The organism is Arenimonas composti TR7-09 = DSM 18010 (assembly GCF_000426365.1).
Taxonomy (GTDB): Bacteria; Pseudomonadota; Gammaproteobacteria; order Xanthomonadales; family Xanthomonadaceae; genus Arenimonas; species Arenimonas composti.
Window position 1 is genome coordinate 34,555 of the sequence record NZ_AUFF01000013.1, and the last position, 22,135, is coordinate 56,689.

General features: G+C 71.1%; 16 protein-coding genes and 1 pseudogene. 9 read left to right on the forward strand and 8 right to left on the reverse strand.

The window, feature by feature from the left end:
- Positions 1 to 74: 74 nt before the first annotated feature.
- The 3 genes from K311_RS0112810 to K311_RS0112820 all read left to right on the forward strand — a co-directional run bounded on the left by K311_RS0112810 (position 75) and on the right by K311_RS0112820 (position 3,980).
- Positions 75 to 872, forward strand: coding sequence for an RNA methyltransferase (locus K311_RS0112810; RefSeq protein WP_026817638.1), 798 nt, complete (start codon positions 75 to 77; stop codon positions 870 to 872).
- 121 nt (positions 873 to 993) lie between these two features.
- Positions 994 to 1,863, forward strand: a complete 870-nt coding sequence (locus tag K311_RS0112815) for a phosphate/phosphite/phosphonate ABC transporter substrate-binding protein (protein ID WP_051240134.1) — start codon at positions 994 to 996, stop codon at positions 1,861 to 1,863.
- Complete coding sequence (locus tag K311_RS0112820) at positions 1,860 to 3,980, forward strand: putative bifunctional diguanylate cyclase/phosphodiesterase (RefSeq protein ID WP_026817640.1); 2,121 nt, start codon at positions 1,860 to 1,862, stop codon at positions 3,978 to 3,980. Before K311_RS0112815 ends, K311_RS0112820 begins: the two co-directional genes overlap by 4 nt.
- Before the next feature lie 492 nt (positions 3,981 to 4,472).
- Here the strand turns inward: K311_RS0112820 and K311_RS0112825 are convergent, their stop codons facing one another.
- Entirely contained in the window at positions 4,473 to 5,066 is a 594-nt protein-coding gene (locus tag K311_RS0112825; RefSeq protein WP_051240130.1) for an exopolysaccharide biosynthesis protein, read from the reverse strand.
- A 9-nt stretch (positions 5,067 to 5,075) separates the two neighbouring features.
- Entirely contained in the window at positions 5,076 to 6,428 is a 1,353-nt protein-coding gene (locus K311_RS0112830; protein WP_026817642.1) for a hemolysin family protein, read from the reverse strand.
- A gap of 166 nt (positions 6,429 to 6,594) precedes the next feature.
- On the opposite strand from K311_RS0112830, the gene K311_RS0112835 reads away from it, so the two are divergent.
- Genes K311_RS0112835 through K311_RS0112845 form a run of 3 tightly spaced genes read left to right on the forward strand, consistent with a single transcriptional unit; the run spans position 6,595 to position 10,442 of the window.
- Complete coding sequence (locus K311_RS0112835; protein ID WP_026817643.1) at positions 6,595 to 7,224, forward strand: DUF47 domain-containing protein; 630 nt, start codon at positions 6,595 to 6,597, stop codon at positions 7,222 to 7,224.
- Between the two features lie 3 nt (positions 7,225 to 7,227).
- Complete coding sequence (locus K311_RS0112840; protein ID WP_026817644.1) at positions 7,228 to 8,352, forward strand: inorganic phosphate transporter; 1,125 nt, start codon at positions 7,228 to 7,230, stop codon at positions 8,350 to 8,352.
- A gap of 32 nt (positions 8,353 to 8,384) precedes the next feature.
- Complete coding sequence (locus K311_RS0112845; protein ID WP_154659560.1) at positions 8,385 to 10,442, forward strand: hypothetical protein; 2,058 nt, start codon at positions 8,385 to 8,387, stop codon at positions 10,440 to 10,442.
- 28 nt (positions 10,443 to 10,470) lie between these two features.
- Here the strand turns inward: K311_RS0112845 and K311_RS0112850 are convergent, their stop codons facing one another.
- Positions 10,471 to 10,878, reverse strand: coding sequence for a hypothetical protein (locus K311_RS0112850; protein ID WP_026817646.1), 408 nt, complete (start codon positions 10,876 to 10,878; stop codon positions 10,471 to 10,473).
- 41 nt (positions 10,879 to 10,919) lie between these two features.
- On the opposite strand from K311_RS0112850, the gene K311_RS0112855 reads away from it, so the two are divergent.
- A complete protein-coding gene (locus tag K311_RS0112855; RefSeq protein ID WP_051240133.1) occupies positions 10,920 to 11,270 on the forward strand; it encodes an MGMT family protein in 351 nt (116 codons plus the stop codon).
- Positions 11,271 to 11,463: 193 nt separating this feature from the next.
- Positions 11,464 to 12,138: a rhomboid family intramembrane serine protease gene (locus K311_RS0112860; RefSeq protein WP_026817648.1), complete on the forward strand. Its 675-nt coding sequence runs from the start codon at positions 11,464 to 11,466 to the stop codon at positions 12,136 to 12,138.
- A gap of 46 nt (positions 12,139 to 12,184) precedes the next feature.
- Here the strand turns inward: K311_RS0112860 and rapA are convergent, their stop codons facing one another.
- The 5 genes from rapA to K311_RS18485 form a co-directional block, all read right to left on the reverse strand.
- Positions 12,185 to 15,079 (reverse strand): RNA polymerase-associated protein RapA, encoded by a 2,895-nt coding sequence (gene rapA, locus K311_RS0112865; protein ID WP_026817649.1) that lies wholly within the window; start codon positions 15,077 to 15,079, stop codon positions 12,185 to 12,187.
- A 1-nt stretch (position 15,080) separates the two neighbouring features.
- Positions 15,081 to 16,967: a M13-type metalloendopeptidase gene (locus tag K311_RS0112870; RefSeq protein WP_026817650.1), complete on the reverse strand. Its 1,887-nt coding sequence runs from the start codon at positions 16,965 to 16,967 to the stop codon at positions 15,081 to 15,083.
- Positions 16,968 to 17,095: 128 nt separating this feature from the next.
- Entirely contained in the window at positions 17,096 to 17,446 is a 351-nt protein-coding gene (locus tag K311_RS0112875; RefSeq protein WP_043797893.1) for a four helix bundle protein, read from the reverse strand.
- Positions 17,447 to 17,662: 216 nt separating this feature from the next.
- Complete coding sequence (locus tag K311_RS0112880; RefSeq protein ID WP_026817652.1) at positions 17,663 to 19,747, reverse strand: M13 family metallopeptidase; 2,085 nt, start codon at positions 19,745 to 19,747, stop codon at positions 17,663 to 17,665.
- A gap of 276 nt (positions 19,748 to 20,023) precedes the next feature.
- On the reverse strand, positions 20,024 to 20,209 hold the full coding sequence (locus K311_RS18485; protein WP_154659561.1) for a hypothetical protein: 186 nt from the start codon (positions 20,207 to 20,209) through the stop codon (positions 20,024 to 20,026).
- A 69-nt stretch (positions 20,210 to 20,278) separates the two neighbouring features.
- Here K311_RS18485 and K311_RS0112890 point away from each other — a divergent pair.
- Positions 20,279 to 22,135: pseudogene (locus K311_RS0112890) on the forward strand (RHS repeat protein); the annotation flags it as partial.

Consider the following 22,135-nt stretch of genomic DNA (forward strand, 5'->3'; position numbering starts at 1 on the left):
TGAAGAACGAAGGGCCGGTCGAGCCGGCGCCGCGCAAGGATAGCAGGTCACCCGTGAGCGGAACCCGCGAAAGCATGAATACCGATCCGGACGGAACGCTGCCGCGGGTCCGCATCGTCCTGGTCGGCACCCAGCACCCCGGCAACATCGGCTCGGCGGCGCGGGCGATGAAGACCATGGGCCTGTCCGAGCTGCACCTGGTCACGCCGGAGCGTTTCCCACACCCCGAGGCCGTGGCCCTGGCGGCCGGGGCCGACGACGTACTGGACGCGGCCCGGGTGCAGTCCGACCTCGATGCCGCGCTGGCCGGTTGCCACCTCGTGATCGGCACCAGCGCCCGCCGTCGCCACGTGCCGCTGCCCGAGCACGGGCCGCGCGGGGCGGCCGCGGCCCTGGTCGCCGCGGCTGCCCGTGGTCCGGTGGCCCTGGTCTTCGGCCGTGAGCGCACCGGCCTGGAGAACCAAGAACTGCAGCGCTGCCACGCGACGGTGACGATCCCGACGAATCCGGACTACAGCTCCCTGAACCTGGCGGCCGCCGTGCAGGTCCTGGCTTACGAGCTGCGGCTGGCGGCGCTGGCGCCGGTCGGCGAGGGCCTCGCGACGATCGCGCCGGTGCCGGTGGCCCCGCCCGGCGAGGACGAGGAGCCGCCGGCGACCATCGACGAGCTCGAGCGCTATTTCCGCCACCTGCACGCGGCCCTGGACGCGATCGACTTCCACAAGGGCAAGTCGCCGGACCGGGTGATGGCGCGGCTGCGCCGGCTCTACCTGCGCGCGGCGCCGGACCGCCGTGAGCTGCGCATCCTGCACGGCATCCTCGCCGACACCGAGCGCATGGCCCGGCTCGCCGGCGAAGGCGAGGGCGGCTAGCGCGGTTTTCACGCGGCGAATACAGTAGCCGCGTCCCGTACGAGTTCCCCCCGCCCTCGTGACCCCGCGCAATTCCGGCCTCTTCCGAGGCGCGATCCGCCGGCTGTGCCTCCTCCTCGCGATGGCGGCGGCGCTGCCGGCGTCGGCCGCCGATGGGGTGCTGGTGCTCGGCCGCATCAGCGACGACCCGCGCCAGCACCACGAACAGCTGCAACCGCTGCTCGATTACGTGGTGCCGCGCATGGAGTCCGTCGGTATCCGCGAGGGCCGCGTGCTGATGGCCCGCGACCCGCAGCAGATGATGAGCTACCTGCGCCGCGGCAAGGTCGACTGGGTCACCGAGACGCCGGCGATGGGGCTGCTGCTGGTCGACCGCGCCGGCGCCCGGCCGCTGCTGCTGACCGAACGCTCCGGCTCGCGCGAATACCGCAGCGTGATCTTCACCCGCCGCGATTCCGGCATCACCGACATCGGCCAGCTGCTCGGACGCACGATCGCCTTCCAGTCGCCGGCCTCGACCAGTGCCTACGTGGTGCCGGCGATGGACCTGCTCGAACGCGGCCTGCCGATGAGCCTGATGGTGTCGCCGATGGAAGGCGCGGATCCGGGCAGCGTCGGCTACGTGTTCGCCAACACCGACACCAACCTCGCGGCCTGGGTGCACACCCGCCTGGTCGACGCCGGTGGCTTCAGCGACCAGGACTGGGAATCGCTGCAGCGGATGTCGGAAGCCTTCCGCCGCGACCTCGTGATCATCCACACCAGCGAACCGGTGCCGCGGGCGATGGAGATCGTCGCCGGCGGCATGGACCCGCGGGTGGCCGAACGCCTGCGCGAGGTGCTGCTCGGCGCCAGCAGCGACCCGCAGGCGCGCGAGGCGCTGCGCCAGTTCTTCCGCACCACCGGCTTCTACGAGAGCGACGCCTCCACCGACGCCGCCCTCGACCAGCTGCGGCGCGGCTCCCGCCGCGTCCGCGAGGCGCTGGAATGAAGGGCGCGCCGAGGCTGGGCCTGCGTGGCGAGATGCTGCTGCTGATGGCGGCGATCCTGCTGCTGGTGACGGCCCTGTTCGCCGGCCTGTGGTGGCACGAGAAGCGCAGCAATGCCGATGCCCGCGAGCTCAGCGCCGGCGCCGTGCGCGAACTGACCCGCGAGGGCCTGCTCGGCCGCGGCCAGACGCTGTCGAGCCAGCTCGCCGACGCCGCGACGAACCCGATGTACTACATGGACCTGGCGACGCTCGGCGAACTGGCGCGGGCGACGCTGCGCCAGCCCGACGTCGTCTACGTGATCATCCACGACGCCGACGGCCAGGTCGTGCACGACGGTTCCGGCGACATACCGGCCTTCGGCCAGCCGATGTCCGACCCGATGGCCTTCGAGGCGCTGAACGCCGACGGCGTGCATGCGCAGTGGAGCAGCAAGCTGCTCGACGTCGCGGCACCGATCCGCATCGGCGGCCAGCGCATCGGCGGCGTACGCGTCGGCCTGTCGCGCGACAACGCCACGGCCCGCGAGCGCGACGTGCTCGAGCCGCTGGCGCAGCGCCTGCAGGCGGCGAGCAACGAACACCTGGTCGGCCTGCTGCTCCTGCTCGGCTGCCTGGTGTTGCTGGGGCTCGGCGCCACCGCGCTGTTGCAGCGGCGCATCGTCCAGCCGATCACCGGCCTGGCCGAGGCCGCCGCGCGCATCGAGCAGGGGCGCTATGCCGAGGTCGACGTGCATTCCGACCGCCGCGACGAGATCGGCGAGCTGGTGCGCGCCTTCGCGCGGATGAGCGAGGCGGTGGCGCGGCACGACCGCGACATCCGCCGCATGGCCTATACCGATTCGCTGACCGGCCTGGCCAACCGCCTGGCCTTCCGCGAGAGCCTCGACGAGCGCCTGCTGACGATGCAGGCCAGCAGCGGCGAGCTGGCGCTGCTGTTCGTCGACCTCGACGACTTCAAGCGCGTCAACGACACCCTCGGCCACGAGGCCGGCGACGACGTGCTCGGGCAGCTGGCGATGCGCATCCGCCTGGCGGTCGAGCGCATCGGCGGCAACACGGCCGAGATCGCCCGGTTCGGCGGCGACGAGTTCATCGTGCTCTACCTCGCCGAGGACATCCGCAGTGCCTCCGGTCGCCTGGCCGAGGAACTGATCGAGGAGATCCAGCGGCCGCTGCTGCTGCACGGGCGCCAGGTCTTCCTGGGCGCCTCGGTCGGCATCACCCTGTTCCCGTTCGACGCGACCTCGGCCGGGCAGCTGCTGAAGAACGCCGACATCGCGATGTACCAGGCGAAGCTGGCCGGCAAGGGCTGTTACCGCTTTTACAGCAAGGCGATGGACCAGGCGGTCGAACGCCGTGTCCGCCTCGAGGAGGAGCTGCGCGGCGCCTGGGAACGCGGCGAACTGAGCGTGCATTACCAGCCGATCTTCCGCCTCGCCGACGGCCGCCTGATGGGCGCCGAGGCGCTGTGCCGCTGGGACCACCCGCGCCTGGGCGTGGTGCCGCCGTCGGTGTTCATCGAGGTCGCCGAGCAGAGCGGCCTGATCGAGGCGCTCGGCCGCAACGTGCTGCAGCAGGCCTGCCGCGACGCCGCGAGCTGGTCGCAGCCGGGCCAGGAGAAGCCCTTCGTGTCGGTCAACATCTCGCCGCGGCAGCTGCGCACCGGCGACCTCCCCGACGTCGTCGCCAGCGCCCTCCGCGCGACCGGCCTGCTGGCGGAACAGCTGCACCTGGAACTCACCGAGACCGCCGTGCTCGGCGACGAGGTGCAGGCCAGCGCCCTGCTGTCGCGGCTGCGCGCGACCGGCGTCAAGGTCTGGCTCGACGACTTCGGCACCGGCTTCTCCGGCCTCAGCCACCTGCGCCGCGTGCCGGTCGACGGGGTCAAGATCGACCGCAGTTTCGTCGCCGACGTGCTGCGCGATCCCGACGATCTCGCGTTGACCTCGGCGATCATCGCGATGGCGCATTCGCTCGGCATCACGGTCGTCGCGGAAGGCATCGAGGCCGAGGGGCAGTACGAGGTCCTGCGCGAGCGCGGCTGCGACCAGGGCCAGGGCTTCTGGCTCGGCCGCCCGATGCCCGCGCCGGAGATCCTGCGCAACTTCGCCGAGTAGGTTGCCGGCCGCGCGGTGGCGTACGCCGCCGGCCTGGGCGCGCGACTGAAATCTTTTTTTCCTCCTCGCGGCTCGGAAAAAAACTTTCAGCCGTCGCGCCGCGTCCGCCCGGTTTCCATCGCCGACCGGACCCTGCAAGGCAAAGCCGCGCAGGATCCCCGGCACGACCATCGCCCGCGAGCCAGAAGCGTCGCGAGCGACGAGCAATCCCGATCGCGCGCGCCCGCGCCACGCGCGTGTCGTCGCATGCGTCCCCGCGCTTCCCCCACAACGCCGCGCCGCAACCTCCCCGACGAGGGACCCCCGAACACCATCGCCGGCCTGATCTCCCCACGTCATCCGCACGCGATCACCGCAACCGCCGGCGCCGTGTCACGGCCGGGGCGTGACGGCCAACAGCTTTTTTCCGAGCAACGAGGAGGAAAAAAAGCTGTTGGTCGGCGCGCCCGAGGCCGGCGACGACAGCATCCGGCGCGGGGCGCGCGAAGCGCGTCAGAAGAAGTCGGCGACCAGGGTGGCGATGGTGCCGGACATCAGGGCTACGACGATGAGTTCGGCGATGCCGAGCGCCCACGCGATGGCCATCATCCGCCCGTCCCGCTCGATCAGCGCGATGCAGTAGAAGAGCAGGACGAAACCGAAGGGGTAGTTGGTGGCGGGCAGCGGCAGCGCCAGCAGGACGCCGAGCAGGACCAGCAGCAGACCGGTGAAGGCGCGCGCGAGCGGGTGATCGATCAGCACCCGGGTGCGCGGGTGGGTCAGCTTCTCGAGCCAGCCCAGCACGCGCGCGGTGCGTTTCTGGAAGCTCTGCATGAAGCGCCGCGACAGCGGCCGGCGGGCGATGAAGCCGGCGACCCACGGGTGCTCCATCTGCAGCATCAGCTGCACGCCGATCAGCGACACCAGCGGGCCGCTGATCGCGCCGGCGCCGATCGGCAGCGGCACGAAGGCCGGCAGCAGCACGATCAGCAGGAAGACGCCGAAGGCGCGTTCGCTGAAGCGGTCGAGCAGGTCGCCGATCGTGAAATCGGCGTCGCCCTCGTGGCCGGCGACGTCCTCGATCAGGGCGCGCGTGCTGAGTTCCATCGCCGCCGCCTACGCGGCCGCTTCCGCCGGCAGCCGGGAGACCAGCAGCTTGTCGATGCGCGCACCGTCGAGGTCGACCACTTCCATACGCCAGCCACTCCAGTCGAAGCTTTCGCCCGCATGGGGGATGCGGCCGAACCGGGCGATCACCATGCCGGCGGCGGTGTGATAGTCGTGTTCGTCCTCGCCCGGCAGCGCCTCCAGCGCCAGCAGCTCGCGCAGTTCCTCGGTCGACAGGCGGCCGTCGACGAGGAAGGAGCCGTCGGCGCGGGTCACGACCAGGCCGTCGCCGCTGGCGGCGTCCTCCTCGCTGGTCTGCACCCGGCCGAGCACCGCGTCGAACAGGTCGTTGGCCGAGACCATGCCCTGGATGTCGCCGTACTCGTCGACGACCAGGGCCAGGGTCTGCTGTTCCTCGCGGAAGATCTCCAGCAGCTTCAGGGCGTGGGTCGATTCGGACACGAACAGCGCCGGGCGCAGCTCGCGGAACAGGTCGGGCTTCTCCTCGCCGCGGGCGATCAGGCCGGTCAGCGACTTCACCTCGAGGATGCCGAGCACGTCGGTGTCGCTGCCGCGGTAGACCGGGTAGCGGGCGTACGGGGTCTCGCGCATCGCCGCGAGGTTCTCCTCGATGTCGGCGGCGGCATCGAGCCAGACGATGCGGGTGCGCGGCGTCATCAGGCCGGCGGTGCTGCGGTCGCCGAGGCGGAGCACGCGGTTGATCATCCGCTGCTCGTCGGCCTCGATGACGCCCTGCTCGGTGCTCTCGGCGACCAGCAGGCGGATTTCCTCTTCCGAGACCTGGCCGGCGGCGGTGCGGTTCAGGCCCAGCACGCGCAGGATCGTGCGCGTGCTCAGGCTCAGCAGCCAGACGAAGGGGCTGGCGATCCGCGCTACCCAGGACAGCGGCAGCGCGACGCCGCCGGCGATCTTCTCCGGCGCCAGCAGGGCGATGCGCTTGGGCACCAGTTCGCCGAGGATGATCGAGAAGTAGGTGATGATCGCGACCGCGGCGCTGGTGCCGAGGGCCTGGTTGACGTCGACCTCGAAACCGAGGCCGGCCAGCCAGGCCTGCAGGGCGTCGCCCACCGGGAAACGTTCCAGCCAGGCGGCGATGCGGTTGCCGATGCTCTCGCCGCCGAAGATGCCGGTCAGGATGCCGATCGAGGTGATGCCGACCTGCACGGTCGAGAGCAGGCGCTCCGGGTGTTCGGCCAGTTCCAGCGCGGTCCTCGCGCGGCGGCTCTGCTGGGCCAGCTGGCGCAGTTTCGGCTTGCGGGACGTGACGACGGACATCTCCGACATCGCGAAGAAGCCGTTGATCAGGATCAGCAGCAGGACGATCGAAAGTTCCAGGGTCATGGGCGCCGGCAGAGCCGACCGGGGTCTCCGAAAGGGGGAATGGCAGGGCGTGAACTATGCCACAGGGCGCTCTTCACCCCGGTCGTGACTCGCCGTGGGCGAAGCCGGACGGGTTAAACTTGCGCCCCCCGGGGCCGGGCCACCGGCCAGTCACAGGATCGCGCGCATGTTTTCCCTGCAAACCATCTTCGGCAAAGGCGACAAGTTCTACGGCCTCCTGGAGGCCAGCGCCGCTGCCGCCCGCGAGAGCGCGCGCGCCCTCGGGGAGCTGCTGGCGACGCCGCCGGCCCAGCGTTCGCTGGAGAAGTTCAAGCTGGCCCGCCAGCGCGAGAAGAACCTCGCGGCGCAGATCAGCGAGGAGCTGGTCAACACCTTCGTGACCGCGATGGAGCGCGAGGACATCGAGGCGCTGAGCAATGTCCTCTACAAGATCCCGAAAGTGATCGAGAAGTTCGCCGAACGCTATGCCTTCGCGCATGAACGCGTCGGCGACGTCGACTTCGTGCCGCGTGCGGCGATGCTCGAGCGCGCCTGCGCCGTGCTCGAGGAGATGGTCGGCCTGCTGCGCAAGGGCATGGCGCTGGAGACCACCAAGGCGCTGAACGACAAGCTGCAGGCGATCGAGGCCGAGGCCGACCGGCTGATCCTCGAGCTGTACCGGGAAGCCTATTCGGCCGAGACCGACCCGATGCGCTACCTGATCCTGAAGGACCTGTTCGAGATCCTCGAGAAGGCCATCGACCGCTGCCGCGACGCCGGCAACGTGATCTACCAGATCGTCCTGAAGAACGCCTGAGCCATGTCGACCGCGCTGCTCCTGGTGCTGGTCGTCATCCTGACGGCGCTGGTGTTCGAGTACATCAACGGCTTCCACGACACCGCGAACTCGATCGCGACGGTGGTGGCGACCAAGGTGCTGACCCCGACCCAGGCGGTGATGCTGGCGGCGTCGATGAACCTGGTCGGCGCCCTGATGGGTACCGCCGTCGCCAAGACCATCTCCGAGGGCATCCTCGACGCCCAGGTCGTCGAGATCAGCTCGCAGCTGATCATCTGCGCGCTGGCAGGCGGCATCGTCTGGAACCTGATCACCTGGTTCTTCGGCCTGCCGTCCTCGTCCAGCCATGCGTTGATCGGTGGCCTGGTCGGCGCCGGCCTGGCCGCCGGTGGCAATGACCTCAACGCCCTGATCTGGTCGCAGACCGCCGAGACCTGGACCCAGTCCAAGGGCATCCTGTGGAAGGTGCTGGTGCCGATGGTCACCTCGCCGGCGATCGGCTTCGTGCTCGGCCTGGTGGTGATGGGCGGGCTGATGGCGGTGATCAGCTCGATGAACGGGGCCGGTGGCTGGCTGGCACGGATCTCGCGCCCGCGCTGGGTCAACGCGCTTTTCGGCAAGGCGCAGATCGTCAGCGCCGCCTACATGGGCTGGGCGCACGGCACCAACGACGCCCAGAAGACGATGGGCATCATCGCGCTGGCCCTGATCGGCGCCGAGGCGGCGGGCACGCTCGACGACCTGCCGGCCTGGCTCGCGTTCCTGCATCCGGGCGAAGGGGACGGCATCGCCACCTGGATCATCGTCACCTGCGCGCTGGTGATGGCCGCCGGTACCGCCGCCGGCGGCTGGCGCATCATCAAGACGCTCGGCCACAAGATGGTGAAGCTGCACCCGATCCACGGCTTCGCGGCCGAGACCAGCTCGGCGACGGTGCTGTCGCTGGCGGCGCATTTCGGCATGCCGGTGTCGACCACCCACAGCATCTCGACGGCGATCATGGGCGTGGGCTTCGCGAAGAACCCACGGGCGCTGAAGCTGCGGGTCATCGAGCGCATCGTCTGGGCGTGGATCCTGACGATTCCGGCGGCCGGCCTGATCGCATGGCTGATGTTCCGCGGCCTGCGCGCGCTCGGCTGGGCCTGAGCCGGGCCCTCACGGCGCCCTCCGCGCGGGCGGTGCTGCTCGCCGCCGGGCCGCTGCTGTTCCTCGCCGGCCTGCTGGCGACGCCGATCCTCGCCCACCTGCTGCCCAGGCCGCTGGCGCAGACGCTGGCCCTCTGGCTGCTGCCGCTGGGCCTGGCGGCCGTGGCTGCGCGGGCGCTGCGGCAGCGGGCCGCCGACCTGCTCGCGATCGGCTGGGGCGCGCTGCTGCTGGTTTTCGCCGGGCCGCTGCCGGTGCTGGCCACCGTGGTTCTGGCCGCGGCGGCGCTGGTGCTCGGGCATGCACTGCTGCCGCGGCGGCCGCCGGAGTTGCGGATCGCGGTCGGGCTGGCGCTGGTCGCGGGCGCGCTCGGCTGGCTGCTGGCGCTGCCGGTGCACCGGGCGATCGTGTACTGGCCGCTGCTGCTGGCGCTGGCCGGCTGGCGCTGGCGCCTGCTCGCGACCGAGGCGCGTGCGCTGACGGGCGGCTGGCGGGTGGCGGTCGATGCCGCGCCCGGCGCGGCGACCGTGGCGATCGCCACACTGGGCCTGCTGAGCACGGCGGCCTGGCTGCCGACCCTGGAATTCGACGACGTCGTCTATCACCTGGCGCTGCCGGCGCAGCTGCAGCAACTCGGCGCCTACCGCTTCGACGCGCAGTCGCAGATGTGGGCGCTGGCGCCGTGGGGCGGGGACGTGTTGCACGGCGTCGTGCAGGTGCTCGCCGGCGGCGAAGGGCGGGGCGCCCTCAATGCGCTCTGGCTGCTGCTGCTGGCGACGCTCGGCTTCCGGCTCGTGCGCGCGGTCGGCGAGGACGCCGCCGGTGGCTTCGCCGGGGTGGCGCTGATCGCCTCGGTGCCGACGCTGCTGTGGCTGGTCGGCGGCATGCAGGCCGAACTGCCGTCCGCTGTGCTGGCGATGGCGATCGCGCTGCAGCTCGCGGTGCCGCCGGGAGAGCGCGGCGGATGCGGCGACGGCGGCGAAGGCGAGCGCCGCCGGCTGTTCGCGCTGGCGGTGCTCGCCGGTGGCCTGATGACCATCAAGGCCAGCAATGTGCTGCTGGCACTGCCGCTGGCGAGCTGGTGGCTCGCGGTGGCCGCGCGCCGCCTGCCGTGGCGGTGGCTGCCGGCCGGCCTGGGCGTGCTGCTGCTGGTGGGTGGGTCCAGCTACGTCTTCGCGTGGGGGCTGAGCGGTAACCCGCTGCTGCCGCTGTTCAACGACGTGTTCCCGAATGCGATCGCCGGCGGCAGCGGTCTGGACCGGCGCTGGCTCGTCGGCTTCGGCCCGGATCTGCCGTGGCGGATCGCCTTCGAGACCGACCGCTATGTCGAAGCCTTCCCCGGCGGTGCCGGCTTCCTGCCGGTCGTGCTCGCCGGCGGCGCCGTCGCCGCGCTGGCCATGCGGCGGACGCGCGCGCTGGCGCTGGCGGCGATCGCCGCCTGGGTGCTGGCGATGCTGCCGATGCAGTACGCACGCTACGCGCTGCCGGCCAGCCTGCTGCTGGTGCCGGCCCTGGTCGCGGGAACCCGGGCGCTGGCCGGTGGCCGCGCCGGAATGGCGATGCTGGGCCTGGTGCTGGTGGCGAACCTGGCCTTCTTCGCCAACGGCTCGTGGATCTGGCGCGCCGGCGCGGTGAAGCGGCTGCTCGACCCGCGCGACGGCGGCGTCGTCGGAATCCACCGGGACTTCCTGCCCGAACGCATGCTCGGACCGCTGCTGCAGGGCCGCGACGACGTGCGCCTGCTGGTCGTCGGCCCGGAGCCGGCGATCGCCGAATTCGGCGGCCGTGCCTTCGCCGGCTCGCGCTACGACCTCGAACTCGCGGCGGCGATCACCGCGGCTGCGGAAGATGGCTCAGCCGCGGCCTGGTCGGCGCTGTTCGTGGAGTTCGGTTTCACCCACCTCAGCCTGCGGCCGGGGCTGACCCCGTCGCTCGATGCCGCGCTGCCGGCGATCGGCGGCGAACCCGAGGCGGCGCTCGGGGTGATCGAACTGTGGCGGCTGCCGGTGGCGCCCGGGGCGCGCGACCTGATGCGCGAGCGGGACGGCAGGCGCGCGTTACCGCTGCCGGCAGGCAACAGCGATCGCGGCTGAAGCCGCTCCTACAAGGGGGCGGGTGGGGTCAGAGGAGGTCGCCGCCGGCGGAGAGCATCTTCTCCATCTGGTCGCCGAGGCCGCCGATCTCGAGCACGAGACGGTCGATCTCGGCGGCCGTCAGGGTGTCGTAGGGACGGTTCTCGCAGAGCTGCAGATAGGGCACCGAATCGAGTTCGCCGAGCGCGAGATAGCCGACCCGGCTCTGCCAGTTGAAGGACAGCATCCTGCGCGCATCGATGCCCGTCATCGGCGCGATCACCGTGCTGACGCGCAGGTACGGACGCTCGTCCTCGCCGACCAGTTCCGACAGGAAGATGCTCTGGTGGCGCTTGCCGCCGTTGAGCGAAAGCTGCACGCAGACGAGGTAGGGCTCGCTCGCGGTGAGCTTGTACTTGCCCTGGAGGAAGCTGCGGATCGACTCGAAGTTCTGCATGGCGGCATCGTCGGGCGTTCGCGGGTCGCTATTCTAACCGCATGCCACGCCAGCCGACCCCGCCGAAAGGCCGCGATTCCCGCGCCGCGATCCTCGCCGCCGTGCGCGCGGTGCCGGCCGGCGCGGTCGCCGGTTATGGCGAGATCGCCCGTCGCGCCGGCCTGCCCGGGCGTGCCCGCCTGGTCGCCCGCATCCTCGCCGAGGGCGGCGACCCCGGACTGCCCTGGCACCGCGTGCTGCGCAGCGACGGCCGCATCGCCTTTCCGCCCGGCAGCGAAGGCTATGACGAACAGGTGCAGCGGCTGCGCGCCGAGGGCGTGGCGGTCGAAGCGGGGAGGGTGCGGGGACAGCGCGCGGCGGCGACGCTCGACGAACTGCTCTGGAAGCCGTGAGGACAGAAACGAGAAACGAGGAACGAGAAACGAGTAGGAGCGGCTTCAGCCGCGATCGATCCAACGCGCGCAAGCGCGCGTCCGCGCCACAAGGCGCGGGCCTTCACTCGTTTCTCGTTCCTCGTTTCTCATTTCTCGCTTCTGTTCCCACGGCTTCGGGCAAACTATCCCGACCTCCCGCAAGGCCCCACCCATGCCCCCGATCCCCCCGCTGACGATGAAACTGCTCTGGGCGGTCGCGGCGATGCTGATCCTGCCCTATGCGCTGCCGCCATCGATCCTGGTGCAGATGGTCATGTGGCCGCTCGGGGACTGGGTGTTCGGGGTCGACAGCGGCCAGGCGCTGCCGTCGTTCATGCCGTGGCAGCTGCTCACGCACGTGCTCTACAACCCCGGCGTCGGTGGCGTGCTGTTCGTCGGCCTGACCCTGTTCTTCTTCGGTTCCGCACTGGAAGCGACCTGGGGCGAACGGCGTTACGGCCTGTTCCTGCTCGCGGTCGTGATCGGTGGCGGCATCATCGAGCTGCTGGTGCTGTCGATCTGCGTGCGCGCCGGCTGGACGCCGTTCCATCCGGTCACCGGTGCCAGCGCGGTGATGTACGGCATCCTGTTCGCCTGCGCGTATCTCGATCCGAACCGGCGCGTGATGCTGTTGATCCCGCCGATCCCGATGAAGATGTGGGTGCTGGTCGCGGTGTTCACCGCGCTCGAACTGCTGTTCGGCATCTTCGGCTCGATCAACGGCGTCGCCCACGTCGGCTTCCTCGGCGGCATGCTCGCCGCGTGGCTGCACATCCGCTATTGGCGCGGCCAGCCGCCGTTCCGCCCGCGCGGCCCGAAGCGCCCGAACCTGCGCTCCGTGAACTGATCGAGATCGTAGGAGCGGCTTGTAGGAGCGGCTTCAGCCGCGATCCCTACCTCCTGAACTGCAGGAAATCCGGACTCGCCACCAGCCGCAACGCATCCAGCCGCGGCCGCGCCGTCGGAATCGCCGCGAGCACGGCCTCGCGCTCGGCCTCGAGCGCGGCGATCTCCTCGGTGCGCACGCCCGGATTGACGCGGGCGAGGGCGCGCAGGCGGGCGACGCCCGCGTCGAGCGCCGTGCGCGCGGCCGCCAGCGCGGTGTCGATGCGCGCGGCCGCGGCTTCGGCGGCAGCGGCGCGGGCCGCCTCGAGCATCGGCGGCACCAGCGCCGCGAGCACCTTGCGCTGCGGGCCGAGGTCGAACACGCGGTCGCCGGCGCGGTGGCGTGCGCGTTCGCCGGGCGCGAAGTCGGGGCGGCGCTGCAGCTTCGTGTCGATCGCGACCGCGACCGGCGCCGGCGGCAGCCAGCGGGCGATGTCCAGCCCCGGCGGGGCGACGCATTCGAGCACGTGTAGCGCTTCCAGGATCACCGTGCGCGGCGGCAGCGCGTCGTCGACCAGCAGGGCGGCATTGCCGGTCTCGCCCGACAGCAGCAGGTCGAGCGCCGACAGCAGCAGCGGGTGGTCGTCGCGCAGGTAGAGCAGGTCGTCGCGGGACAGCGCGAGTTCGCGCTGCAGGGTGGCCTGGCGAGGCCCGGACTTGAGTTCCTCGAAGCCGTCGACGGTCAGGTGCTCGGGATCCAGCAGCCACATCCCCGAAGACAGCGGCTCGTGGTGCACGCCGAAGGCCTCGAGCAGGCGCAGCGGGAAGTCGTCCATCGCCGCATGCGCATCGTCGTCGCGCAGCGCCCGCAGCAGGGCGTCGTCGCCGGCGCGGCGGCTGCCGAGTTCGAGCAGGCGGTCGCGGCCCTCGGCGATGATCCGCGCCAGTTCGGCGTGCTTCGCGCGGCTGCGCGCGATCAGTTCCGACAGCGCCGGTTCGCGCGCCTCGGCATCGGTCGCGGCCAGCTGCAGCAGTTCGGCGGCGAACGCGCGCAGCAGCTCGCGGCCGTCGGCGAGCACGTTGCGGAACGCGTCCAGGCCTTCGTGCAGCCAGCGCAGCAGCACTTCCTGGGCGCTGCCCTCGACCGCGGCCACATGCAGGTGCACATCGCCGCGCTGGCCGATGCGGTCGAGGCGGCCGATGCGCTGTTCCAACATGTCCGGATGCAGCGGCAGGTCCCAGAAGATCAGGTGCTGGGCGAACTGGAAGTTGCGGCCCTCGGCGCCGATCTCGCTGGCGACCAGCAGGCGCGCGCCTTCCGGATCGGCGAAGTAGGCGGCGTTGCGGTCGCGCTGCAGCAGGTTCATGTCTTCGTGGAAGCGGGCGACGGCGATGCCGCTGCGCAGGCGCAGGGCTTCCTCGAGGGCCTGCACCTTGGCGCGCGAGCGGCACAGCAGCAGCGCCTTCGCCGGGGCGATGGCCTCGAGCAGGGCCAGCAGCCAGTCGGTGCGCGGATCGCGGGCGAAGTCGTGCGCCGGTTCGTCGTCGGTCTCGCCGGTGTCGTGCGCGAACTCGGCGCGCAGGCGGCCGAGCACGGTCGGGTCCTCCGGCGCCGGCAGCGACTGCAGGTCGACGAGTCGGCGCGGGAAGCCGCCGACCCCGGCGAGGGCGCCGTCGTCGTCGCCGGTGGCGCGGCGGTTGCGCACCATCACCCGGCCGGTGCCGTGGCGGTCGACGAGGTCGGCGAGCAGCGCCTCGCGCGCGCTGCGGTCGCGGACGTCGTCGTCGGCGCCGTCGCCGCCGGCGATGTGCACGAGCCGCTGCGCCAGCGTCTCGCCGTCGTCGCCGAACAGGGCCGCCAGGTCCTGCACGTCCTGCGCGGTCAGCGCTTCGCCGCCGGCGAGCCGCCCGGCCAGCGCCGACAGTTCGACATAGCGGGCGGACTCGGCGCGGAAGGCCTCGAGATCGGTGTAGCGCGCCGGGTCGAGCAGGCGCAGGCGGGCGAAATGGCCGCCGAGGCCGAGCTGTTCCGGGGTCGCGGTCAGCAGCAGCAGGCCCGGCGTGCGCCGGCTCAGCGCCTCGACCAGGGCATAACCCGGACTGACGAATTCCGGCGTCCACACCAGGTGGTGCGCCTCGTCGACCAGCAGCAGGTCCCAGCCGGCGGCCAGCGCCTGCTTCGCGCGCTTGTCGTGCGAGGCCAGCCAGTCGACCGAGGCGATCACGCACTGGTCGTCCTCGAACGGGTTGGCTTTCGGCTCGGTGAGTTCCAGCGACTCGCAGCGCTCCTCGTCGAAGATCGCGAACGCCAGGTTGAAGCGACGCAGCAGCTCGACGAACCACTGGTTGACCAGCGATTCCGGCACCAGCACCAGCACCCGCCGCGCGCGGCCGCTGGCGAGTTGCTGGGCGGCGATCAGGCAGGCCTCGATCGTCTTGCCCAGGCCCACCTCGTCGGCGAGCAGCAGCCGCGGCGGCCGCCGTTCGGCCGCCATCGCCGCGACCCGCAGCTGGTGCGGGATCAGGTCGATGCGGGCGCCGAGCACGCCCCAGCCCGGATGCGCGCGCGCGTCGGCGCGGCGCTGCAGGCACTCGCGGCGGAATTCGAACTGGTCGTTGCGGTCGACGCGGCCCGACAGCAGCCGCGAATCGGCCTGCGACACCGGCTGCTCGGCATCCAGCTCGCCTTCGGCGTGCACGCGGCCGCCGGCGTGGTAGTGGATCAGCGTCTCGCGCAGTTCGGCCTGCTCGACGACGAGCTCCTCGCCGCCGATGCGCACGCGCTCGCCGGGGCGGAACACCGCCCGCAGCAGCGGCGCCGAGCCGAGCGCGTACATGCGCACGACGCCGCTGCCGGTGAAGACGATCTGCACCTGGCGGCCCGCGAGCCGCAACACCGTGCCCAAGCCGAGTTCGGGCTCGGCGCTGGAGAACCAGCGCTGGCCGGGAGCGAACGCGTTCATCTCAGCGCCACAGCGCGACCTGTTGCGCCGGCGGCCGCACCATCGCCTGGCCGGCCCTGCAGCCATAGGCCTCGGCGAAGGCGGGCAGGTTCGACAGCGGCCCGTTGACCCGCCACTTCGGCGGCGCGTGGTCGGTCGTGGCCTGGGCGCGGGCGAGCGCGGTCGGCTCGTCCTGGCGCGCCCAGATCGCCGCCCAGCCGGCGAAGAACGCCTGTGCGTCGGCCGGGCTCACCGGCCCCTGCGCGTTCAGCGCCGCCCAGGCGATCTCGACGCCGGCGAGGTCGGCCTGGTTCTGCACGAAGCTGCGGGTGGCATTGACCTTGGTCGCGCCGCCGGCGGCGGAATAGGCGCCGTACTGCGCCAGCAGCGGGGTGACGCGCTGGTTCCAGGCGGCGGCATCGGCGCCTTCGAAGCCGGTGAGGCCGATCATCATCTGCTGCGCGATCAGCGCACCGAGACCGCCGTAGCCGGCGGCATTGCCGCTGTCGTCGAGCAGCGGCGTCTGCAGCGCGGCGGCGGTAACGACCAGGCGGTTCTCGGCCGGCATCAGCGCCACCAGCGGCTGCCACTGTTCGGCCGGCCACGCGAACTGCGCGCGCACCGGCGCGTACTTCATCAGCCAGCGGCGCAGGTGCAGCACGTTGCCGACGAAGTCGTCGCGCTCGAACTTCAGCTCGGCGAACACGTTCTGCGGCAGGTCGCGGCCGACCTGGATGTTCATCGTGCGCAGGCGCTCGGCAGCGCGGGCGCGGCCTTCCTCGCTGAGCCACGTCGCATTGCCGACCGCGGCGACGGCGGCGGTGCGCACCGCCTCGGCGATCTCGCGGCCGCGCTGCTGGCGCGGCAGCGGCAGGAAGCGTTCGACGTACACGGCGTCGAGCAGCTCCGGCACATGCGCCTCGAGCAACTGGCGCGCACGCACGACCCGCGGCGTCGACTGGTCCTGGCCCGAGAGCTGGGCGTCGTAGAGCTGCAGCCACGGCTCGCGGAAACCGCGGCCGAGCGCCGGCGCCAGGTCGCGGGCGATCTGCGCCCGCAGGTACACCTTCCACTGTTCCGGCGGCAGCGTCTTGATCAGGCGGTCGACCGTGGTCAGGAAGGCCGGACCGGCGATCGCCACGTAGTCGGCACGCAGCCCGTGCGCCTGCAGCAGCGCGCGCAGGTCGAAACCGCCGGCGACCTTCTGCGCCTCGTCGATCGCCAGGATCTGGAACGGGGTGCCGGTCGCGGTGGCCTGCGCCAGCTGCAGCTCGATGGTCGCCACCTGCGCGGTCTGCGCCGGCAACTGCGCCTCCGGCGCGCCGAGCTGGCGCAGCCAGGCGCCGAGCGCCTGCCCGTACTGCTGGCGGATCGTCGCCGCCTCGGCGTCGGCGGCCGTGTAGAAGGCGGCATCCGGCAGGCCGATGCCGCCGGGCGCCAGCTGCGCGTAGGGGCGGCCAGTGACGTCGCGCAGCACCTTCACGTCGACCAGCACCGGGAAGCCGGCAGCGTGCAGCGCGGCGATCGCCGGGCCGATGTCGCGGGTGCGGCGGATGCGGTCGACGATCGCCAGCAACGGCTGCAGCGGCTTGATCCCGGCGGCCTCGATCGCCGCCTCGTCCTGGGCGCTGGCGAAGAAATCCGCCAGTTCCGCCCCCACCGCCGCACCTTCCGGCGCCGTCGTGCCGTTGAGGATCTGGTCCCGCTGCGCCATCCCGGCCGCATTCAGCTGGTTCCAGCGGCTGTAGCGCTCGGTCCCCGCCGGCAGCGGATTCGCCGCCAGCCAGCCCGCATTGACGTGACCGTAGAAGTCCGTGCACGCCGCCGGCGGCGCCGGCGCCCGCTGCGCCGCGACGGCACCGGTGGCGAGGGTCAGGAGCAGGGCGGCAGCGAGGCGGGCTTTGGGCATCGGGGGTCGGGACGGAGGCGGTGGGGTCGGGATTCTAGCCCTCCGGCGGTGAAGCGAGTAACGAGTGGAGAGCAACGAGTAACGAGTGAAGGCGCCCGGGCGGGGCCCGGGAAGGGCAGGGCGGCGATTCAGTCGCGCAGGCGGCGACGGTAGGTCGTCAGCAGACGACTGGTTTCGTCGACAAGGCCGAGGGCCGACGGCGTGCTCGCTTCATGCAGCCAACCCAGGCGAATGGCGAGGAGCAATTGGGTGTGAAGTTCGGCGAGCGAACCCTGCGCGATCGCCAGGAAGTTCGCCTTGTCGCGCCGCGACTCCCGCGTCCAGCCTTCCGCGATGTTCGACACCACCGAAACCGCGGCGCGCGTCAACTGCGCGCGCAGGCCGTATCGCTCGAAAGGCGGGAGCGATGCCGCCAGCCGATAGCACGTTTCGGCCAGGTCGAAGGCCTTCTGCCAGATGATCGCGTCACGATAGTGCATGTGATCGACGATGCCGGAACCGCACAACGGCGCGAATGAGCAAGCCGCGCGCCGAATGGTACGAATTCCCCTCGACCCACCACGGCCCACAAGCCACGCCCCCGCTGGCGCAGCCAGCGAGCCCCCACTCGTTACTCGTTACTCTCCACTCGTTCCTCCAAAAAACAGCGGCCCGAGTCTCCCCGGGCCGCCGAAGAAGTCGAACGGAGCGACGAGTTACCAGATCCGCACCGCGCTCTCGCCGTCGCGCACCATCGCGCTGCCGGCCTCGCAGCCGAAGGCGGCGGCGAACTGCGGCATGTTCGACGGGGCGCCGATCGCGCGGAAGTTGCCCGGGGCGTGCGGGTCGGTGACCAGGCGCACGCGCAGGTTCTCCGGCGCGTAGTTGCGGCGCCACACGGTGGCCCAGTTCAGGAAGAAGCGCTGGTCCGGGGTGTAGCCGTCGATCTCGCCGACACGCTTGTTCTCCAGCTCGCGCTGTAGGGCGTCGTAGGCGATCGCGAGGCCGCCGAGGTCGGCGATGTTCTCGCCGAGGGTCAGGTTGCCGTTGACCGGCAGGTCGTCGATCGAGCGGTACTCGTCGAACTGGCGCACGAGCTGGCCGGTGCGCTCCTTGAAGCCGGCGGCGTCGGCCTCGGTCCACCAGTTCACCATGTTGCCGGCGGCGTTGAAGCGGGCGCCCTGGTCGTCGTAGCCGTGCATCATCTCGTGGCCGATCACCGCGCCGATGCCGCCGTAGTTCAGGGCGTCGTCGGCGTTCACGTCGAAGAACGGCGGCTGCAGGATCGCCGCCGGGAACACGATCTCGTTGGCCAGCGGGTTGTAGTAGGCGTTGACCGTCTGCGGGCTCATGCCCCATTCGCTGCGGTCGACCGGCTTGCCGATCTTGGCGATGTTCCAGCGGTAGTTGAACTCGTTGGCGGCGATCACGTTCGCGAGATAGCTGGTGCGGCTGGTCTCGAGGCCGCTCCAGTCACGCCACTTGTCCGGGTAGCCGATCTTCGGGGTGAACGCGGCCCACTTCTCCAGCGCCTGGGCGCGGGTCTCGTCGCTCATCCACGCCAGGTTCTCGAGCCGCGCTTTCAGCGCCGCGCTGAGATTGGCGACCAGCTGCTGCATGCGTTCCTTGGCTTCCGGCGAGAAGGCCACGCGCACGTATTCCTGGCCCAGCGCCTCGCCCATCTGGCCGTTGATGGTGTTGAGCACGCGCTTCCAGCGCGCCTGCAGTTCCTGCTGGCCGTTGAGGGTCTTGCCGTAGAACTCGAAGTTGGCCTGCACGAAGGCGCTCGACAGGAACGGCGCGGCGCCGTCGACGGTCTTGAAGCGCAGGTAGGCCTGCCAGGTCTCGACCGGCACGTCGGCCAGCATCGCGTTCACGGCCTGGTGGAACTGCGGCTGCGCCAGCGAGAACTTCGCCGGGGCCTCGAGGCCCTGCGACGCGAAGAAGTCGCTCCACGGGAAGTTCGGCGTCATCGCGTCGGCGTCGGCGACGCTCACCGGGTTGTAGTACAGGCCGATGTCGCGCGACAGCTCCTCGCTGGAGTTCGAGGCTTCGGCGAGGCGGGTCTCGAACGCCATCACCTGCTGCGCCTGCGCCGCGGCTTCCTCGGCGCTGCTGCCGGAGAGCTCGAGGATGCGGGCGATATGGGCGACGTAGGCCTCGCGGATCGCCGCCTTGTCGGCGTCGAAGTAGTAGCCCTTGTCGGGCAGGCCGAGGCCGGCCTGGGTGGCGTAGGCGATGTTCATCGACGAATCGGCGAAGTCGGCCTCGGCGCCGAAGCCGAACACGTAGCCGTTGCCCTTGGCGTACTGGCTGCGCAGGAAGCCGGCGATGGACTCCGCGCCGTCCAGGCTGGCGATCTCGTCGAGGATCGGCGACAGCGGGGCGATGCCGGCGGCCTCGATCGCCGCCTCGTCCATGCCGGTCGCCCAGACGTCGCCGATCAGCTTGGCGGTGCCGGTGGCGTCGCTGCGGGCGCCGAGCTGCTCGGCGAGCTGGTGCTGGATCTCCAGCGAACGCTCGGCCAGCGACTCGAAGCTGCCCCAGGTCGTGCGGTCGCCCGGCACCGGGTTGGCGGCCAGCCACTTGCCGTTGACGTGCGCGTTGAGGTCGGTGCAGACGTCGACGGACGGATCGACGTCGGCGGCACTGAAGGAAATGCTCGGGGTGGTCGCGGTGACCGTCGGCGCGGCATCGGCCGGCGCGGCGGCGACCGCGGCGGGATCTTCCTTGGCCGGGCAGCCGGTCAGGACGGCGGCGATCGCGACGGCGAGGCCGAGGGGCTTGAGGATTCGGTTCACGAGACACTCCAGGCCCGGGCGGGCCGTTCGATACGGGAAAGGGGCCGGCCGGCGGCCGGGCGTCCCGATTCTCCGCCGGTCGGGTGGGGGCAGCATAGCCCGGAGGTCATGGGGGCGAGGAACGAGTGGAGAGTAACGAGTAACGAGTGGGAGGCCGCGCTGTACGGGCTCCGGCGAGGTTCGTCCGGCCCTGGCTGCGGGCGATGGAGACGATGAGGCTCGGATGTCTGACGGCAGATCTTTTCGTTCGGCCGGATCGAGCAGAGTCCCCGACGCTCACTCTCCGATATCGACCTCGACCGCCGCCGACACCACCGACCCGTGCCGCACCCGCAGCGTGTAGTTGCCGGCGTGCGCGAACGCCTCCGGCCCAAGGACCCGCGACACGCCCAGGCCGCTGCCGGCCGCGAGCGTGAAGCCGTCCTCGTCCTCCGGCCCCGGCAGCGGTGCCAGCGTCGTCACCGTGCCGTCGGGCGCCCGGCGCCCACCGCCGACGCGAACGGCAATGCGACCAATGCCCTGCGCGCGACCGTGTTCACTTACGACCTGACCCGGGTGGACACCCCCGATTACATGGCGCGCTGGGGCTCGGGCCATCGCGGCAACGGCGACAGCTATCCCAACGAGTACCACCGTCCGCAGGTGAAGGCGGTCATCCACCAGCAGGGCGAGACCTTCACCAACGAGATCGAGGACTTCGACCGCTTCGCGCTGCCGACCCGCGTCACGCGCCACAGCAGCCTCGGGTTCTCCCGGACCGACCTCACCGACTATCTGGACGACAGCAACACGGCGTCGAAATGGGTGGTCGGGCTGGGCGCCCGTTCGACCAATGTGGACCTCGGCCTGGTCACTGCCGAAACGAGCTATCACACGGCCTCGCTGCTGCCGCACCAGAGCTTCTGGCCGCACCTGGTCACCAACGTCGCGCCGGACGTGCAGCAGACCCTGACCTGGTACGCCAATGGCGAGCTGCACACGGTGAAGGACGGCAACGACAACCTCACGACCTTGTCGGACTGGTACCGCGGCGTGCCGCGCGCGATCGACTACCCGGACGGCACCGACCACGCGGCGCTGGTGAATCCGCTCGGGCAGATCACCCGCATCACCGACCAGAACGGCTGGGCGACGAACTACACGTACGACGCGCGGGGCTTGCTGGCCAGCATTGCCTACCCGACCGGCGACAGCGTCGCCTGGAACACGACGACGCTGGACTTCGTGCGCACGACGTCCACCGAGTACGGCCTGCCGGCCGGCACCTGGCGGCGGACGGTCGCCACCGGCAACGGCCGCAAGGTGACGTGGTTCGACGCGCTCTGGCGGCCGGTGCTGACCCGCGAGTACGACACCGCGAATCCGACCGGCACCCAGCGCTTCAACGCGACGGTCTACGACGACAGCGGCCGCCCGGTGTTCAGTGCCTACCCGCGCGCGACCGCGGCCAGCCTCGCCAGCTTCACCGACGGCGTCCGCACCGAATACGATGCCCTGGGCCGCACCACCCGCGTGCTTCAGGACTGGGAGGAGAACAACCCGGCGCTGCCGGACCACAACCGCCTGATCACGCTGACGGAGTACCTTGCCGGGTTCGAGATCCGGGTCACCAACCCCCGCGGCAAGCAGACCACCACCCGCTACTTCGCCTGGGACCAGCCCGACACCTCGATGCCGGAGGAGATCCTGGCGCCGCTGGGCGTGCGCACCGAAATCCGCCGCGATGCCCTCGGCCGCACGGACCGCGTGCGCCGCTACGGCGCCTGGGACGGCACGACGACCTCGGTCGACCGCACCTACCGCTACAACGAACAGGGCCTGCTCGAGCGCCGCTGGTCGCCCGAGGAGCGGATGACCTACTTCGACTACGACCTCGCGGGAAATCTTTCCGCCAGCTACCAGTGCGGCAGCAGCACCGACAGCGCCTGCGGCTGGGTCCCCGGCGGCGGCTGGACGACCGATGTCACCACGCGGACGTATGACGCAATGAACCGGCTGACGCTGGTCGACTACCCGGCCGGCACCACCGACGTCGCCACGACCTACACGCTCGATGGCCTGCCCGAGACGATCACCGCCGGCAGCGTCGTGCAGGAATACGCGTACAACCGCCGCCGCCTGCTGGTCAGCGAACGCCTGAGCGGCGTCGACGCGATCGACTGGACGACCGAATACGGCTACACCGCCAACGGCCACCCGGCCAGCCTGGAGTACGCCGACGGCCACGTCGTGAACTACGCGCCGAACGCACTCGGCCAGCCGACCCAGGCCGGCACCTACGCGACCGGGGTGCAGTACTTCCCGAACGGCGCGATCAGGCAGTTCAGCTACGGCAACGGGATCATCCACGTGCTGACCCAGAACGCACGCGGGCTGCCGGAGACCAGC